This window comes from Micromonospora sp. MW-13 (assembly GCF_003434305.1).
Taxonomy (GTDB): Bacteria; Actinomycetota; Actinomycetes; order Mycobacteriales; family Micromonosporaceae; genus Micromonospora.
In genome coordinates this window covers 45026-61780 of sequence record NZ_QKKX01000033.1, presented here as the reverse complement: position 1 = coordinate 61780, position 16755 = coordinate 45026, and the positions used below count along the sequence as shown (strand labels likewise).

Annotated in this window: 15 protein-coding genes; 12 read left to right on the top strand and 3 right to left on the bottom strand. The window is 73.7% G+C overall.

The window, feature by feature from the left end:
* Positions 1-21: 21 nt before the first annotated feature.
* From hppD to C5N14_RS17670, 6 genes are read left to right on the top strand one after another with little or no spacing between them, the layout of a single operon-like run.
* Positions 22-1107 (top strand): 4-hydroxyphenylpyruvate dioxygenase, encoded by a 1086-nt coding sequence (hppD, locus tag C5N14_RS17695; protein ID WP_117669207.1) that lies wholly within the window; start codon positions 22-24, stop codon positions 1105-1107.
* Positions 1104-2033 (top strand): phytanoyl-CoA dioxygenase family protein, encoded by a 930-nt coding sequence (locus C5N14_RS17690; RefSeq protein ID WP_117669206.1) that lies wholly within the window; start codon positions 1104-1106, stop codon positions 2031-2033. The genes hppD and C5N14_RS17690 overlap by 4 nt, the downstream gene beginning before the upstream one ends.
* 4 nt (positions 2034-2037) lie before the next feature.
* A complete protein-coding gene (locus tag C5N14_RS17685; RefSeq protein WP_117669205.1) occupies positions 2038-2835 on the top strand; it encodes a DUF3050 domain-containing protein in 798 nt (265 codons plus the stop codon).
* On the top strand, positions 2832-3803 hold the full coding sequence (locus tag C5N14_RS17680) for a thiamine pyrophosphate-dependent dehydrogenase E1 component subunit alpha (protein ID WP_117669204.1): 972 nt from the start codon (positions 2832-2834) through the stop codon (positions 3801-3803). The genes C5N14_RS17685 and C5N14_RS17680 overlap by 4 nt, the downstream gene beginning before the upstream one ends.
* Positions 3803-4774, top strand: a complete 972-nt coding sequence (locus C5N14_RS17675; RefSeq protein WP_117669203.1) for an alpha-ketoacid dehydrogenase subunit beta — start codon at positions 3803-3805, stop codon at positions 4772-4774. Before C5N14_RS17680 ends, C5N14_RS17675 begins: the two co-directional genes overlap by 1 nt.
* Positions 4774-6132, top strand: coding sequence for a hypothetical protein (locus C5N14_RS17670; protein ID WP_165878146.1), 1359 nt, complete (start codon positions 4774-4776; stop codon positions 6130-6132). Before C5N14_RS17675 ends, C5N14_RS17670 begins: the two co-directional genes overlap by 1 nt.
* A gap of 88 nt (positions 6133-6220) precedes the next feature.
* Here C5N14_RS17670 and C5N14_RS17665 read toward each other — a convergent pair whose 3' ends face one another.
* The 3 genes from C5N14_RS17665 to C5N14_RS17655 all read right to left on the bottom strand — a co-directional run bounded on the left by C5N14_RS17665 (position 6221) and on the right by C5N14_RS17655 (position 9928).
* A complete protein-coding gene (locus C5N14_RS17665) occupies positions 6221-6910 on the bottom strand; it encodes an SGNH/GDSL hydrolase family protein (protein WP_117669312.1) in 690 nt (229 codons plus the stop codon).
* A gap of 109 nt (positions 6911-7019) precedes the next feature.
* Positions 7020-8243 carry an MFS transporter gene (locus C5N14_RS17660; protein ID WP_117669311.1) on the bottom strand — a complete coding sequence of 408 codons (1224 nt, stop codon included), beginning with the start codon at positions 8241-8243 and terminating at the stop codon, positions 7020-7022.
* A gap of 110 nt (positions 8244-8353) precedes the next feature.
* On the bottom strand, positions 8354-9928 hold the full coding sequence (locus C5N14_RS17655; RefSeq protein ID WP_117669202.1) for an AMP-binding protein: 1575 nt from the start codon (positions 9926-9928) through the stop codon (positions 8354-8356).
* Positions 9929-10306: 378 nt separating this feature from the next.
* Between C5N14_RS17655 and C5N14_RS17650 the strand changes: the two genes are divergently transcribed.
* The 6 genes from C5N14_RS17650 (at position 10307) to C5N14_RS17625 (ending at position 16671) form a co-directional block, all read left to right on the top strand.
* Positions 10307-11578 carry an SGNH/GDSL hydrolase family protein gene (locus tag C5N14_RS17650; RefSeq protein ID WP_117669310.1) on the top strand — a complete coding sequence of 424 codons (1272 nt, stop codon included), beginning with the start codon at positions 10307-10309 and terminating at the stop codon, positions 11576-11578.
* 70 nt (positions 11579-11648) lie between these two features.
* Entirely contained in the window at positions 11649-12866 is a 1218-nt protein-coding gene (locus tag C5N14_RS17645; protein ID WP_117669201.1) for a cytochrome P450, read from the top strand.
* Between the two features lie 9 nt (positions 12867-12875).
* On the top strand, positions 12876-13847 hold the full coding sequence (locus C5N14_RS17640) for an alpha/beta hydrolase (RefSeq protein ID WP_117669200.1): 972 nt from the start codon (positions 12876-12878) through the stop codon (positions 13845-13847).
* Positions 13840-14994: an alpha-hydroxy acid oxidase gene (locus C5N14_RS17635; protein WP_243639711.1), complete on the top strand. Its 1155-nt coding sequence runs from the start codon at positions 13840-13842 to the stop codon at positions 14992-14994. The genes C5N14_RS17640 and C5N14_RS17635 overlap by 8 nt, the downstream gene beginning before the upstream one ends.
* Complete coding sequence (locus tag C5N14_RS17630) at positions 14991-16349, top strand: PLP-dependent aminotransferase family protein (protein ID WP_117669308.1); 1359 nt, start codon at positions 14991-14993, stop codon at positions 16347-16349. Before C5N14_RS17635 ends, C5N14_RS17630 begins: the two co-directional genes overlap by 4 nt.
* Before the next feature lie 61 nt (positions 16350-16410).
* Positions 16411-16671, top strand: coding sequence for a hypothetical protein (locus C5N14_RS17625; protein WP_117669199.1), 261 nt, complete (start codon positions 16411-16413; stop codon positions 16669-16671).
* Positions 16672-16755: the final 84 nt, after the last annotated feature.

The window sequence follows — 16755 nt, the reverse complement described above, 5'->3', positions numbered from 1 at the left end:
GACATGGGGAAGGGCTGGAAAATGGACATCCGTTCTATAGATCACATCGAACTCTACGTGGGGGACGCCCGGCAGGCCGCCTTCTACTTCGGCACCGCCGTCGGGTTCCGGCTGCGCGGGCAGGGCGGCCCGGAGACCGGGCTGGCCGGGCAGCGCTCGCTGCTGCTGGGCCAGGCCGACATCCGGATGGTGCTCACCTCCGGGCTGACCGCGCAGCACCCGGCATCGACGTACGTGCAGCGGCACGGCGACGGCATCGCGGTGGTGGCGCTGGAGGTCGACGACGCCGCCGGGGCGTACGCCGAGCTGGTGGCCCGTGGGGCGACGCCGGTGACCCCACCGACCACCTTCACCGGCGCGGACGCCGAGGTGGTGACCGCCGAGGTGGGGGGCTTCGGCGACGTGCTGCACCGGCTGGTGCAGCGCCGGGGCGACCGGCGCGAGTTCCTGCCCGGGGCCATCGAGATGGACCCGCCGACCGGCGGGGACGACGGCCTGCTCGCCGAGATCGACCACCTGGCCATCTGCGTGCCGCCGGGGCAGCTCGCGGAGACCGTCGCCCACTACGAGCGGGTCTTCGGCTTCGCGCAGATCTTCACCGAGCACGTCGAGGTCGCCGGCCAGGCGATGAACTCCACGGTGGTACAGAGCCCGTCCGGGCAGGTCACCCTGGTGCTGCTGGAGCCGGACCGCAGTCACCGGCCGGGGCAGATCGACGCGTTCCTCGCCGAGCACGCCGGGGCCGGGGTGCAGCACCTGGGGCTGCGCACCGACGACATCGTCACGGCGGTCGGCACCCTGCGCGGGCGGGGGGTCCGCTTCGCCGGCACCCCCGGCGCCTACTACGACGACCTGGAACGGCGGGTCGGCCCGGTCGACGCGCCGCTGGACCGGCTGCGCGAGCTGAGCATCCTGGTCGACCGCGACCACGGCGGCCAGCTCCTGCAGATCTTCACCGAATCCATGCACGTGCGCCGCACGCTCTTCCTCGAACTGATCGAGCGGCGTGGGGCGCTGACCTTCGGCAGCGGCAACATCAAGGCCCTCTACGAGGCCAAGGAACGAGAGCTGGCCGCCACGGCGACAGCACAGGGGGTGGGAGCGTGACGACCGTCGACCTTCAGCCGGCGTTGACCGCCGAGGAGGAGGCGCTGCTGCCGTCCGAGGAGGACGTGCGGTTCTTCGCCGAGCACGGCTGGTACCTGTCGAAGAAGGTGTTCACCGACGACGAGGTGGACGCCCTGGTGGCGGCCACCGACCGCTACTACGACGGCGAGCGGGACCGCACCCTGCCGGTGCGCCCGCCGAAGCTGGCGTACTGGGACCCGTCGAAGGGCCCGGTGCAGCGGCACAACGACTACGTCCACTACGAGCACGACGGGATCGCCGCGATCCTGCGCAAGCCGCTGCTCGGCGCGGTCGCCGCCCGGCTGGCCAGGGCCGACGAGATCCGGGTGTTCCAGTCCACGCTGATCTACAAGCCGCCGATCTCCGGCGAGCCGTCGAACATCGTGCCCTGGCACTTCGACAAGCACTACTGGTCGTCCTCGTCGTCGGAGGAGATGCTCACCGCGTTCATCCCGTTCCACGACTGCGGCGAGGAGATGGGCACCATCACCATGGTCGACGGGTCGCACCGGTGGAAGGAGATCGGCGCCGACGACACCGTCGTGCGGCACTTCGCCGAGCGCGACCGCAGCCAGCTCGAGGAGATGCTGGCCGAGAACGCCGCCCACAACGGGGCGGAGATCCGCAAGGTCCCCATGGTGATCCCCAAGGGACATGTGAGCTTCCACCACTGCCGCACCTACCACGGCAGCGGCGCGAACGTCAGTGGCCGTCCCCGCCGGGCCATCTCGCTGCACCTGCAGGACGGCCCGAACGCCTACCGGGAGTTCCCGCTCTCCGACGGCGCCCTCGCCGCGTACAACCACGACGTGCTCGTCCGTCGCACCGACGACGGGCGGCCGGACTACGCGGACCCCGAATACTGCCCGGTCATCTGGCGCGACCGCGCCCAACAGGGAGGCTGAACAAATGTCACGGTACGACTGGGGCAAGACGCACCCGGGCATCGAGCGGCTGGAGCAGGCGGTGAGCGACCGCCGCGACGTGGTGGTCAAGCACCCGCTCTACGCGAACCTGGACACCCACGAGGCGCTGGTCACCTTCATGGAGCACCACGTCTTCGCGGTCTGGGACTTCATGTCCCTGCTGAAGTCGTTGCAGCGGCAGCTCACCTGCGTGACGGTGCCGTGGATCCCCACCGGGCCCACCGGCAGCCGCCGGCTGATCAACGACATCGTGATGGTCGAGGAGAGCGACGAACTCGGCGAGGGCTACATCAGCCACTTCGAGCTGTACGTGCAGGGCATGGCCGAGGCCGGTGCCTCCACCACCGCCGTGGACGCCCTGATCGACCTGCTGCGCGACGGCACGTCGGTGACCGAGGCGCTGGTGGGGGCCGGCGTGCCCGCCCCGTCCGCGGCGTTCGCCGGCACCACCTGGAAGATCATCGACTCGACCCCGGTGCACTGCCAGGCGGCGGCGTTCGCGTTCGGCCGGGAGGACCTGATCCCCGACATGTTCACCCAGGTCGTCGCGGTCAACGAGCGCAGCCAGAAGCTGCACAAGTTCGTCGACTACCTGGAGCGGCACATCGAGGTCGACGGGGAGCAGCACACCCCGATGGCCATGCAGATGCTGGCCGACCTGTGCGGCGACGACGACGCCAAGTGGCAGGAGTGCGCCGACACGGTCAACATGGCGCTGGCCGCCCGGGCGAAGCTCTGGGACGACATCCTCGACGCGATCAAGGCGGGGCGCCCGGCGTGACCCGTTCCGATCCCGTCCGGCTCTACCGGACGGTACGGCTGATCCGCCGGTTCGAGGAGCGGGCGATCGAGCTGGTCCGCTCCGGTGCGATCGTCGGCGGCATCCACCCGTACCTCGGTCAGGAGGGGATCGCCGCCGGGGTCTGCGCCGCGCTGCGCGCCGACGACCTGGTGACCGGCACCCACCGCGGGCACGGCCACGTGCTCGCCAAGGGTGCCGACCCGGCCCGCATGCTCGCCGAGCTGCTGGGCCGGGTCACCGGGCTCAACCGGGGCCGGGGCGGCTCCATGCACGCCGCCGACCTCGGCGTCGGGGTGCTCGGCGCCAACGCCATCGTCGGCGCCGCCGGGGCGATCCTCACCGGAGCGGTGTGGGCCCGGCGGCGCCGCGGCGACGACGTCGTCGGGGCGACCTTCTTCGGCGACGGCGCGGTCAACGAGGGGATGCTGCTGGAGGCGTTCAACCTGGCCGCGCTCTGGCGGGTGCCGGTGCTGTTCGTCTGCGAGAACAACGGCTACGCCACCACCATGCCCGTCGACGGCGCGGTGGCCGGCACCATCGGCGGCCGGGCCGAGGCGTTCGGCATGCCGGCCGCCGTCGTCGACGGCCAGGACCCCGAGACGGTACGCGAGGTCACGGCCGCCGCCGTCGACCGGATGCGCGCCGGCGGCGGGCCGGAGCTGATCGAGGCCCGCACCTACCGGTTCGACGCCCACCACACCTTCGAACACGCGGTACGCCTCGACTACCGCGCGCCCGAGGAGGTGGCCCGGGGCCGGTCCCGGGACCCGGTCGAGATCCAGGGCGGACGGCTCGGCGACGCCGACCGGGCCGCCGTGGACGCCGAGGTCGAGTCCGTCCTCGCCGCGGCGGTGGAGTTCGCCCTGGCCAGCCCCGAGCCCGACCCGGCCGGCGCGCTGGAGCACCTGTACGCCAGCGGGCTGGTCGCCCGGACGGGAGGTGGCTGATGCCACGGCTGTCGTACCGCAAGGCGCTCACCCGGGCGCTCGCCGACGAGATGGCCCGCGACGAGTCGGTCTTCCTGCTCGGCGAGGACATCCGGGTGGCCGCCTCGAACGTCACCGCCGGGCTGCTGAAGAAGTTCGGGCCGGAGCGGGTGCTGGACACCCCGCTGTCGGAGCAGGCGTTCACCAGCTTCGCCACCGGGGCGGCCCTGGCCGGGCTGCGCCCGGTGGTGGAGTTCCAGATCCCGTCCCTGCTGTTCCTGGTCTTCGAGCAGATCGTCAACCACGCGCACAAGTTCCCGCTGATGACCGGTGGGCAGTGCGCGGTGCCGGTGACCTACCTGGTCCCGGGCTCCGGCTCGCGGACGGGGTGGGCGGGGCAGCACTCCGACCACCCGTACAGCCTGTTCGCCCACGTCGGGGTGACCACCCTCGTCCCGGCCACCCCGGCCGACGCGTACGGGCTGCTGGTCTCGGCGATCCGGCACGTCGACCCGGTGGTGCTGTTCGCCCCGGCCGGGGCGATGGACGTGCGGGCCGACGTGGACTTCGCCGCCCTGGCCCCGGTGCCGATCGGCAAGGGGCGGGTGCACCGCCCCGGTGCCGACGTCACCGTGGTCGCGGTGGGGCACCTGGTGCACGACGCGCTCGCGGTCGCCGACGAGCTGGCCGGCCAGGTGTCCGTGGAGGTCTTCGACCCCCGCACGCTCTACCCGTTCGACTGGGACGGGCTCACCGAATCCGTCGCCCGCACCGGCCGGCTGGTCGTGGTCGACGACTCCAACCGGTCCTGCGGCATCGCCGGGGAGATCATCGCGACCGTGGTCGAACGGGTGCGGCTGCTCGCGCCGCCCCGGCGGGTCACCCGCCCCGACGGCGCGGTGCTGCCCTTCGCCCCGGCGCTGGACCGGGCCGTGCAACCCGGCCGCGAGCAGCTCACCGCCGCCATCCAACTCACCATGAAGGACGGATGATGATCGATCCGAACTACCCCTGGCCCCGGCTGGACCAGGCGTGGAACGACCTGCCGGAGTCGACCCGCGCGGCGATGGTGACCGCCGGTGCCGCCGCCTGGAAGGAGGTCTTCTACGGCTGCGCGACGTACAACCAGACGTGGCGGCTGGCCCGCCCGCCGGTCATGCCGGCGGACGCCTTCCGCGAGCTGAACGAGGTCTGCGACCGGCTCGCCCAGCTCATCCTGGAGGCGTGCCAGCGGCGCGCCCGCACCGCCGGGGAGCTGACCCGGCTGCTCGGCGTGCCGGCGGAGGAGACGAAGCTGCTCGACGAGGACGAGGAGCTGTCCGAGGCGCTGCTGGCCGCGTACCGGCCGGACGTGCTGATCTCCGGCGGGGTGCCGAAGTTCGTCGAGTACAACATCGACAGCAGCCTCGGCGGCGGCTTCGACGCCGACACGGTGGTCTACCGGTACGCGAAGATCTACCAGGACCAGGGCATCCTCGACGGGCTGCCGGTGCGGCCCGCCCCGTCCCTGCTGGACCAGCGGTTCGTGGCGATCCGGGACGAGCTGGCCCTGGCCGACGGGGCCCGGGTGGCGCTGCTGCTGGACTTCGACGCCGACTACCCCGGCCTGGAGACCCCGGACGACTTCATCAGGATCCTCTCCCCGCTGGCCGACCGGGCCCGGCACTTCGGCATCGACCTGGTCATCGCGCAGCTCAAGTTGTCGACCCTGGACGAGGACGGCCGGCTCGTCGTCGACGGAGCCCCGGTGGACGGCCTGTTCCGGCTCTTCGTGCCCAACCGGGTCCACCCCAGCGCCGGCCTGGACGCGGTGGCCGGCGCCCTCGCGGCCGGCACCCTGCCGATGTTCGTCAGCTCCGCCGCCTGGCTGCTCGGCAACAAGATCAACTTCGCCTGGCTCTGGGAGGATGTCGACACCCTGCCCGAGGCCGACCAGGCGCTGATCCGCCGGTACGTCCCGCGCACCAGCGCGCTCACCGCCGCCGAGCTGCCCCGGGCCCTGGCCGACCAGCACGACCTGGTCGCCAAGCCCGCCGACGGCTCCGCCGGCATCGGGGTGCTCCTCGGCCGGGAGACCGACGCGCAGGCCTGGGAGGAGGGACTGCGCGCCGCCATCGACGAGGGCGGCTACATCCTCCAGGAGTACATGCCGGCCGACCGGGTGGCGATGGACTTCGTCCGGATGGAGACGGGGGAGACGGTCACCACCGACGTCCCGTACAGCCTCGCCCCGTACCTGTTCGGCCGGCAGGGCTCCGGCGCCCTGGCCCGGGTCGGCTTCCCCGGCTGCGAGAGCGTGCTCAACCTCGCCCGCGGCGTGCTGCTCACGGGCATCCTGCTCACCGACTGAGGACCGCCACCGGCTCCGGGTGCGGTTGTTGCGGCCCCGAGACAACAACCGCACCCGGAGTGCCGCGCGGGGACCGGTCGCGCCGTCCTCAGCGCGGGGCGGTCGCGGCCAGGTGGGCGCCGAGGCGGCGGATGGTCTCGGCGGCGGCGATGGCGTCGCTGCGGGCGCTGCCGTGCCGGCCGTCGCCGCTGTACAGGCCCGGGTCGGCCACCGCCGGGTGGTCGGTCAGGTGCACGTGCAGGGTGCCCAGCCGCTCGCCCAGCGCACGGGTGTGCGCCGACAGCCGGCGCATCCGCTCGCCCAGGCTCTCCCGCAGCCGCGCGGGCACCGCCGGGCTGTGCGACACGTCGAACATGCCCACCGTGACCACGTCCGCCCCGGCCGCCCGGAGGCCGGCGACGATCGCGGCCAGCTCGGCGTCGACGGCGTCCGCGTCGTACCCCTGGCGGAACGCGTCGTTGCCCCCGCACACCACGAGCGCCAGGTCCGGGCCGAACTCCACCGCCGGGCCGAGTTGCGCCGCGCGGACCTCGTGCGCCCGCAGCCCGCGCAGCCCCAGGTTCCGGTACGCCAGCCCGGGCCGGACCGCGTCCAGCTCGGCGGCGATCCGGTCGGCCCACTGCACGTCCGGGTACCCGTGGACCGGCTCGCACAGCCCCTCGGCGACGCTGTCGCCGAGCACCACGAACCGCCGCCACGGGTGGTCGGCCAACAGCCGCGCGCTCTCCCCGGCGCGCAGACAGTGTGGATCGGTCGCTTCGGTCAGGCTCGACGGCATGATCGGCACGCTAGCCGACCCCCGGGCGGGCGTCGACACTACGACCGTCGAGGATCACGTCGCCGGCCGGGGCGAGCCGACGGGGGCGAGCCGACCCGGGAGCCGGCGGTCAGACCGCCGGGGCCGACCGGGGCCGTGACCGGCCCGCCCGCAGCGGGCCGGCGAGCAGCGGCCCCACGGTCAACGCGGCGCACACCACCGCCATCACCAGCAGCGCCGGTTTGAGCCCCAGCGCGGCCACCGACCAGCCGCCCAGCAGCGCCCCGACCGGCAGCCCGACGAACGCCAGCGAGCCGGCGATGCCGAGCACCCGGGTCTGCAACGCGTCCGGCACCCGTTCGTAGAGCGCCGCGCCGAGCAGCGGGTTGACCGCGGCGATCCCGATCCCGGACAGGAACGTCACCACCAGCACCACCACCAGGTGGTCGGTGACCGCCATGGTCAACAGCCGGGGCGCGCCGCTGAGCGCCGCGCCGACGGCGAAGACGAGCGTCCGGGGCAGCCGGGGGCCGAACATCGTGAACGCCACGTTGCCCAGCAGCGCCCCGGCGCCGAACACGCCCAGCACCAGGCCGAAGCCGGCCGGGTCGCCGAGCACGTCGCGGATCCAGACCGGGATCCACACGGCGGTGTTGGCGGCGGCCATCATGTTCAGCGCGGAGACCACCAGCAGCATGGCCAGCAGCACCCGGTCGGTGCGCAGGTAGGCGAAGCCGGTGCGCAGCGCCCGGAAGTAGCTCTCCCGGGGCGCGGCCGGCGCGTCGGCGGCCGGCGGGCGCACGAGCACCCCGACCAGCAGCGCGCAGAGCGCGAAGCTGCCCGCGTCGATCCAGATGGCCCGGGTCACCCCGACCCAGTCGATGAGCAGGCCGCCGATCACCGCCCCGAACAGGGTGACCCCCCGGGCCAGCCCGTCGTAGGCGGAGGTGAGCCGGATCAGCTCCACCCCGGCGCGCTGCGCCGCCGGCCGGAACATCACGTGCTTGACCCGGTCGCCGATGCCCCGCAGCCCGCCGGCCACCGCGACCAGGGCGACCAGCGCCCAGAAGCCGAGGAACGGGGTCATCGCCACCACCGCCATGGCCGCCGCGCTCGCGGCGTCCACGAAGATGGAGGTACGTCGTACCCCGAACCGGTCCGCCCACGGCGTGGCCAGGGAGCTGGAGAGCATGTACGGCAGGAACTCCGCCGCCGCGACGATGCCCATCTTCGCCGGGCTGCCGGTGGTGGTCAGCACCAGCCAGGGGATGGCGATGACCGAGATGCGGCTGCCCAGGTTGGAGATCAGGTCGGCGGCGACCAGGGTGATCAGCTCTCGCCGGGCGGCGACCACCTCGGGCGGTCGGGGACCCTTCACCCCGGGCCGTCGTCCGGCGTCGTCCGGCACGTCCGCCTCCCGTGCGGCGTCGGCCCGTACCGTGGGCTCGGGCGCGGCGTCGGTCGTCACGCGGGGCTGCCGACGGGATCGGCGGGGCTGCCGGCGGCGTACCGGGCGCGCAGCGCCCGCTTGTCCACCTTCGCCGAGCGGTTGAGCGGCAGCGCGTCGACGAACTCCACCGCACCCGGCGCCCACGTCTCGCTCAGCTCGGCGGTGACCAGCTCGATCAGCTCCGCCCCGGTCACCGTCGCCCCGGGCGCCGGCACCACGTACGCGTGCGGCAGCTCGCCGGCCACCTCGTCGGGCACCCCGATCACGGCGGCGGCGCGCACCTGCGGGTGACCGGCCAGCACGTCCTCGATCGGCCGGGAGTAGATCGGCCAGCTCCGCTGCCGGGTGAGGATCCGATCCTGGAGCCGGTCGACGAGGTAGAGGTACCCGTCGGCGTCCAGGTGGCCGATGTCGCGGGTACGCACCCAGCCGTCGACCAGGGTGTCGGCGGTCAGCTCGGGCTGGCCGTGGTAGCCGACGAAGCTCAGTTTCGTGCGTACCCACACCTCGCCGTCGGTGCCCGGCGGCAGCACCGCTCCGTCGGCGTCCCGGATCTCCACGGCCACGTCACCGTACGGCTTCCCGCAGGAGCGCAGCCGCTCCGGGTGCTCCGGGTCCTCGGTCAGCCCCGGCTGGGCGGTGATCACGACGGCCTCGCTGAGGCCGTACACGATGCGCAGGCACGGGCCGAAGCGCGCGATCGCCTGCCGCAGCCGGGCGGGCGCGGCGGGCCCGGCGCCCACGTTGAACATGAACATCGCGGAGAAGTCCGCGCCGTCGCAGTCGGGATGGTCGAGCACCTCGTAGAGCATCGGCGGGGTGACGAACGTCGAGTTGATCCGCTCCCGGCCGACGGTGGCGATGAACGCCGCCGGGTCCCACTGTTCGCGCAGGAACAGCACGCCCCCGCTGAAGAGGTTGACCAGCGTGGTGATCTGCCCGCTGGCCAGCCACATCGGCGAGTGGGACAGGTGCCGCAGCAGGGGGACCCCGGCGGCGCGGAAGCCCGCGGCCAGGGCGAGGATCTGCCGGTAGAAGCTCTCCCGGTGGTGCACCAGCTTCGGGGTGCCGGTGGTGCCGCTGGTCTGGAGGAACGACTCCGGCTCCGGCACGTCGCCGGGCAGCCCGGCCGCCGCGTCCCGGTCGGCGGCGGTCAGGTCCGGGCCCGCGCCGCCCGGGCCGAGGCAGAGCACCGGTACGCCGGCCAGCCCAGCGGCGATCTCCGCGCCCAACCCGCCGCCGGTGCGGGCGTCGTAGACGAACGCCTCGGGGCGCGACAGCCGGACGAAGTCGTCGACCTCGCGGCGGGAGGTGACCGGGGCGATCCACATCGTCCGGCAGCCCAGCAGGTGCAGGGCGAGTTGAAGCAGCGGACCCTCCACCGCGTTGCCGAGCATCACCAGCACCGCGCCGCCGGGCCGGACCCCGCCCCGGGCGAGCGCGCCGGCCATGCCGCGGACCTCGGCAGCGACGTCCACATAGGAGTATCGGCGTCCGCCGCCCACCAGTGCCTCCCGGTCACCGAAGCCGGCGAACAGCTCCAGCGCCTCGTGCACGTAGGTGGACGGTCGGTCGGAACCGTCAGTCATCGCCAGCCCCCATCAGCTTCTGGGCGGCGGTCGGTGGCGACCCGGCGGGGCACCCGCGACGACCGGCCGCGAGCGGCGTCCGGGCAGCTCAGGGCCAGGACGCGGCGACGGTGGGACGCATCGGCGACCGCGCCGCCGCCGACTTCGAGCCTAGGCCGCGCGGACCCGCCCGGCACAGGGCCGATCGGTGTCCCGCCGCACCTCGATGTCATTTGATCTTGTCGATCAGGTTGATTGACGCCTGTCAGGGGCGCGGCTAGGTTTCTGGACCATCGTCCAGGCGGCTGTCGTCAGTGGACGACCCTGGGCCAACATGGAGGTTCAATGGCGACCCCGAAGAGATGGCACTTGACAAGGTCCCCGAAGAGGTGGCAGATGATCGCCGCCGTGGCCACGGCACTGGTCGTGGGAGCGCCGGCCGTGGTGGCCACCGCCGGCCCGGACAACGGGGAGCGCCGCGGCGACCCCGTGTGGGCGGGTAGCTGGGCCGCCGCGGTGACCCGGGGCAACTCGGCCGGCCTGACCAACACCGGCCTGAACAACCACAGCATCCGGATGATCGTGCACACCACCGTGGGCGGTCCGCGGCTGCGCATCCGACTCAGCAACGTCTACGGCGAGCAGGCCGTGAAGGTCGGCCGGGCCACGGTCGCCCGGCCGGACACCTCGACCCCGACGGACCTGTCGGACGTCACCGCCGCCAGCGTGCGGGAGCTGAAGTTCAACGGTTCCGCGTCGGTCACCATGAACCGGGGCGCCGAGCTGCTCAGCGACCCGATCGACTTCCCGGTCGGTGACCAGGAGGACCTGGTCGTCACGCTGTACTTCCCGGTGCTGACCGGGCCGGTCACCTTCCACGGCCAGTCCCGGCAGACCACCTTCATCGGCGCCACCGACCTCACCGGTGCCGCCGGGGGCGCCGGCTTCACCACCCGCCCCGACTGCTGCTGGATGTTCCTGTCCGGGGTGGACGTGCAGCGGCGGCAGAGCCCCGGCTCGGTGGTGGTGCTCGGCGACTCGATCGCCGACGGCAACGGCAGCTCGGTCAACGCCAACAAGCGCTGGCCGGACCTGCTCGCCGACCGGCTGATCGACGGCCGTCCCGAGGTGCGCACCCCGGGCGTGCTCAACCTCAGCCTGGCCGGCAACCGGCTCAACCACGAGGGCACCGAGCCCGGCACGGGCGGCTTCCCCGGCTACTACGAGCTGGGCCCCAACGGCCTGGCCCGGCTCAACGAGGACGTCTTCCCGCAGACCGGCGTCCAGACCGTCGTCACCCACCTGGGCATCAACGACATCTGGATGTCCGGCGACTCCGCCGAGAGCATCATCGCCTCGCTGCGGCAGATCAACCAGCAGGTCAAGGCCCGCGGCCTGACCAGCCTGGTGGCCACGCTGACCCCGTACGAGGGGCATGGCGTCGCGGGGGTGTGGACGCCGGAGAAGGAGGCCACCCGCCAGGCCGTCAACGCGTACCTGCGCGGCAGCCGGGAGTTCGACGGGGTCCTCGACTTCGACCGGGTGCTGCGCGACCCGGCCCAGCCGAGCCGCCTGCTCCCGGCGTACGACTCGGGTGACCACATCCACCCGAACGACCTGGGCAACCAGGCGATCGCCGACGCGGTGCCGCTGCGCCTGCTCGGTCTGTGACACCGGCGGGGCGGCGGGGGGTGATCCTCCCGCCGCCCCGTCAGCTGATTCCTGGGGAGGAAGCACCACCATGGACGTCCAAGAGCTGCTCGCCGGCCTGTACAGCGACCAGGGCCGGCAAGACCCGTACCCCTTCTACGCGGCCCTGCACGAGCTGGGCCCCATCCATGAGATCCCGAACCGCGCCGAGCACAGCAGCGTCACCGCGGTCGCCGGCGGGTACGACCTGGTCGACCAGGTGCTGCGCGATCCGGAGTGGAGCAAGCAGTCCCCGCCGGGCTGGGAGCAGCACGAGATCCTGCGCACCTTCGAGTCCTCCATGATGTTCATCAACCCGCCGGACCACACCCGGATGCGGGCGGTGTTCGCCAAGACGTTCACCCCGCGCCGGCTGGGTGCCCTGGAACCGGTGATCGCCCGGGTGACCGACACGCTGCTGGACCGGATGGCCGAGGCCGGCGCCGGCGGGGCCGAGGTCGACTTCGTGGCCGACTTCGCGTACCCGATGCCCGCGCTGGTGATGGCCGAGTTCATCGGCCTGCCCGAGGCCGACCTGGCCTGGTACCGAGAGCGGGTGGACTGGATCGACGATTTCCTGGACGTGGCCGGGGCGACCCCGGAGCGGCTGGCCAGGGCCAACACCGCCGCCGCCGAGCTGCGCGCCTACTACCGCGAGCTGATCGCCGACCGCCGCCGCACCCCCAGCGAGGACCTGATCAGCGGCCTGGTCGAGGCGCTCGACTCCGGCGACGTGGACCTCACCGAGGAGGAGCTGATCAGCAACCTGATCGTGCTCTTCAACGCCAGCTTCGTCACCACCGTCTACATGTTCAGCAACGGACTGCCGCTGCTGCTCGACCACCCCGAGGTGACCGCCGCCCTGCCCGGCGACGACGAGCTGACCCGGGGCTGCGTCGACGAGGTGCTGCGGATGCAGAGCCCCGTGCACTTCCTGGCCCGGGCCGCGCCCCGGGACACGGTCCTGCACGGCGTCCCGGTGGCCGAGGGCGAGAACGTGATGCTGCTGATCGCCGCCGCGAACCGGGACCCGTCCCGCTTCCCCGACCCCGACCGCTTCGACCCGCGCCGGGCCGGACCACCGTCGCTGGCCTTCGGCGTCGGCCTGCACTTCTGCCTCGGCGCGGCGGTGTCCCGCCTGGAGGGCCGGCTGGCCCTGCCCCGGCTCTTCTCCCGCCTCCCCGAGCTGCGGATCACCCAGACGCCCGTCTACAGCGGCAGTCTGTTCCTGCGCGGCATCGACAAACTGTTCGTCACGACCGGCGGTTAGGAGACCGGCATGCCCCTGGACCCGCAGGTGATCGCGTACCGGGCCGCCCGCGCGGCGGCCGGCGTCGCGCCGTTGTACACCCAGTCCCTCGCCGAGGCCCGCGCCGCCGACCTGGCCGCGATCCGGGCCGGTGGCGGCGACGTCGAGCCGGTGCACGAGGTGCGCGACTCGGTCGTCCCCGGCCCCGCCGGGGACCTCCCGGTCCGCGTCCACCGGCCGGCCGGGTCGGGCCGGCTGCCCACGCTGGTCTACTTTTTCGGCGGTGGCTGGACGCTGGGCAGCGTCGACACCGCCGACGGGATCTGCCGCCGGCTGGCCAACGCCGCCGGCTGCCAGGTGGTGACCGTCGGCTACCGGCTGGCCCCCGAGCACCCGTTCCCGGCGGCCGTGCACGACTGCCACGCCGCCGTGCGCTGGCTCGCCGGGCACGCCGACGAGTTCGGGGTCGACCCGGACCGGCTGGCCGTCGGCGGGGACAGCGCCGGCGGCAACCTCGCCGCCGCCGTCACCCTGCTGGCCCGGGACGCGGGCGGGCCGACGCTCGCCGCCCAACTGCTGGTCTACCCGAACACCGACCAGCGCGGGCGGGACGAGCCGGCCGGCGAGCAGGACCCGCTGCTGTTCAACCGGCACTCGGTGGCCTGGTACCGGGGGCACTACCTGCCCGACCCCGCCACCGCCGAGGACCCGCTCGCCTCGCCGCTGCTCGCCGAGGACCTGACCGGCCTGCCGCCGGCCCTGGTCGTGACCGCCGAGTACGACCCGCTGCGCGACGAGGGGGAGCGGTACGCGTCCCGGCTGCGCGACGCCGGGGTGCCGGTCGAGCTGGCCCGCTACGACGGGATGATCCACGGGTTCTTCGCCATGCCGGGCGTGTTCGACGCGGGCCGGCGGGCCCAGGACCGGGCCGCCGCGTTCCTGCGCGGGCGGCTCGGGACCGCCCCGGCGGTCCCCGCCGACGCGGGTGCCGTCGATGGCTGACCTGGCCCCGCCCCGCCCCGCGCCCGCCGGCCCGGGGGAGCCGGTCGCCCCCGGGCCGGGCGGAGCGCCGTTCGCGGCGAGCCTCGCCGACTTCGCCGCCCTGGCCCGCGACGTCCTCCCGCCCGAGGTGTACGACTTCGTGGCCGGCGGCAGCGGCAGCGAGACCGCCCTCGCGGCGAACCGGGCCGCGCTGGACCGGATCGCCGTGCTGCCCCGGATGCTGCGCGGCGTCGACCGGCCCCGCACCGACGCCCCGCTGCTCGGCCGGCCGCAGGCCCTGCCGGTGGCGGTGGCGCCGATGGCGTACCAGCGGCTGGTGCACCCCGACGGCGAGCCGGCGCTCGCGGCGGCGGCGCACGCGGCCGGGGTGCCCTACGTGGCCAGCACGCTGAGCAGCGCCACCATCGAGCAGATCGCGGCGGCCGGCGGCCCGGTCTGGTTCCAGCTCTACTGGCTGCGCGACCGGGGGATGGTGCGGGAACTGGTGGACCGGGCGCACCGGGCCGGCTGCACCGCCCTCATGGTCACTGTCGACGTGCCGATCCTCGGCCCCCGGCTGCGCGACGTGCGCAACGGCTTCGCCCTGCCGCCGGAGGTGGCCGCGGCCAACCTCCCCGGCAGCCGCGACGACCTCGCGCACGCCGGCACCCCCGGCGCCTCCGCCGTCGCCCGGCACACCAGCGCCGCCTTCGCCACCGCCCTGACCTGGTCCGACATCGGCTGGCTGCGGGGGCAGACCGACCTGCCGCTGGTGGTCAAGGGCATCCTCGACCCCCGCGACGCGGTGCTCGCCGCCGACGCGGGCGCGGACGCGGTGGTGGTGTCCAACCACGGCGGGCGGCAGCTCGACGCGGCCCCGGCCGCCGTCACCATGCTGCCGGAGGTGCTGACCGCAGTGGGCGACCGGTGCGAGGTGCTCGTCGACAGCGGGATCAGCGGCGGCGTCGACGTGCTGCGCGCACTGGCGCTCGGCGCGTCGGGGGTGCTGGTCGGCCGGCCGCTGCTGTGGGCGCTGGCCGTCGCCGGGCGGGCCGGCGCCGACGCCGCGTTCGCGCTGCTCGCCGCCGAGCTGCGCGACGCGCTCACCCTCGCCGGGTGTGCCGACCCGGCCGAGGCCCGCGACCTGCGGACGATCACGGGAGGCTGAGAGACGTGGACGGTGGACGACCGGTGGACCCGGCCCTGGATGTGGACCTGGACGTCGCGGACCTGCACCCGGCGGTGGACGATCCGGCGCTGAACTCGATGAACTTCCTCAACGAGGTGGCCCACCGCTACCCGGCGGCGGTGTCGCTGGCCGCCGGCCGGCCGTACGAGGAGTTCTTCGACGTCGCCGACCTGCACCGGCACCTGGAGACCTTCCGGGCGCACCTGGTCGACGACCTCGGGTACGGCCCGGAGCAGGTGCACCGCACCCTGTTCCAGTACGGCCGGACCAAGGGGATCATCCACGACCTGGTGGCCCGCAACCTCGCCGTCGACGAGCGGATCACCGTCGACCCGGAGTCGATCGTGGTGACCGTCGGCTGCCAGGAGGCGATGCTGCTGGTGCTGCGGGCGCTGCGCGCCGGCCCCCGGGACGTGCTGCTCGCGGTCGCCCCGACGTACGTGGGCCTCACCGGTGCGGCCCGGCTGGTGGACCTGCCGGTGCGCCCGGTCGTCGGCGGCCCGACCGGGATCGACCTGACCGACCTGCGCGCGCAGGTGCGCCGGGCCCGCGCCGAAGGGCTGCGCCCGCGCGCCTGCTACGTGATGCCGGACTTCGCCAACCCGTCGGGGACCAGCATCGACCTGGCCGACCGGCGGCGGCTGCTCGACCTCGCCGCGGAGGAGGACCTGCTGCTGATCGAGGACAACCCGTACGGGCTGTTCCACGCCGACGGCGCGCAGCGGGTGCCGACGCTCAAGGCCCTGGACACCGGCCGGCGGGTGGTCTACCTCGGCTCGTTCGCCAAGACCGTGCTGCCCGGGGCCCGCGTCGGCTACCTGGTGGCCGACCAGCGGGTCCGGGACTCCGACGGAACGGTCGGGCCGTTCGCCGACCAGCTCGCGAAGATCAAGAGCATGGTCACGGTGAACACCTCGGCGATCGCCCAGGCAGTGGTCGGGGGCGCGCTGCTCGCCCACGGGGGCAGCCTGGTCGCGGCGAACGCCCGGGAGCGCGCCGCGTACGCCCGCAACCTGCGTCACCTGGTGGCGGGCCTGGCGCGGCGCTTTCCGGCGCCCTCCCCGGTGTCCTGGAACGTCCCGGCCGGCGGGTTCTTCGCGGTGCTGACGGTCCCGTTCCCCGTCGACGACGCGCTGCTGCGCCGCTCGGCGCAGGAGTACGGCGTGCTGTGGACCCCGATGGCGCACTTCTACGACGACACCGCCCCGGTGGCCGCGCTGCGGCTGTCGATCAGCGCCGTCACCTGCGCGCAGATCGACGTCGGCCTGGACCGTCTCGCCGCGCTGATCGCCGACGAGTTGGTGCGGACGCCGGCCGGGGCGGGGTTGGCCTGACCCCGTACTGTCGTCGTTCCGCCACCCCCCGTGCGTCCGTCATCCGGGCGCACCGGCCATAATGGACCACATGGTCGCATGGGAGTACGCGCTGTTGGTCCGCCGCTACCAGGGGCAGGGACGCAATTTCCACGTCTCGTTCGTCTGGTACGGCCCGGACGGGTCCCGCTCCGACATCACCGCGTACGGCGACACAGCGATCGCCCACCTCAACCGGGCCGGCCGGGACGGCTGGGAGTTGGTCTCCGCCGCCGAGGACGTGAACAACATCCAGGGCAGCACCGAGGTGCACCGCTACCACCTCAAGCGCCCCCTGCCCTAAACACCCCCCGCCCCCCGGCGTCCCGCCCCGATGATCAAGAGGTTTGCGTCAGGATCGGCCCCTGCCGCTGACGCAAACCTCTTG

Excerpts from the sequence above, each read along its gene's own strand:
- hppD (WP_117669207.1), top strand. The coding sequence starts at position 22 with ATGGACATCCGTTCTATAGATCACATCGAACTCTACGTGGGGGACGCC.
- C5N14_RS17685 (WP_117669205.1), top strand. The coding sequence starts at position 2,038 with ATGTCACGGTACGACTGGGGCAAGACGCACCCGGGCATCGAGCGGCTG.
- C5N14_RS17675 (WP_117669203.1), top strand. The coding sequence starts at position 3,803 with ATGCCACGGCTGTCGTACCGCAAGGCGCTCACCCGGGCGCTCGCCGAC.
- C5N14_RS17670 (WP_165878146.1), top strand. The coding sequence starts at position 4,774 with ATGATCGATCCGAACTACCCCTGGCCCCGGCTGGACCAGGCGTGGAAC.
- C5N14_RS17665 (WP_117669312.1), bottom strand. The coding sequence starts at position 6,910 with ATGCCGTCGAGCCTGACCGAAGCGACCGATCCACACTGTCTGCGCGCC.
- C5N14_RS17655 (WP_117669202.1), bottom strand. The coding sequence starts at position 9,928 with ATGACTGACGGTTCCGACCGACCGTCCACCTACGTGCACGAGGCGCTG.
- C5N14_RS17645 (WP_117669201.1), top strand. The coding sequence starts at position 11,649 with ATGGACGTCCAAGAGCTGCTCGCCGGCCTGTACAGCGACCAGGGCCGG.
- C5N14_RS17640 (WP_117669200.1), top strand. The coding sequence starts at position 12,876 with ATGCCCCTGGACCCGCAGGTGATCGCGTACCGGGCCGCCCGCGCGGCG.
- C5N14_RS17635 (WP_243639711.1), top strand. The coding sequence starts at position 13,840 with ATGGCTGACCTGGCCCCGCCCCGCCCCGCGCCCGCCGGCCCGGGGGAG.
- C5N14_RS17625 (WP_117669199.1), top strand. The coding sequence starts at position 16,411 with ATGGACCACATGGTCGCATGGGAGTACGCGCTGTTGGTCCGCCGCTAC.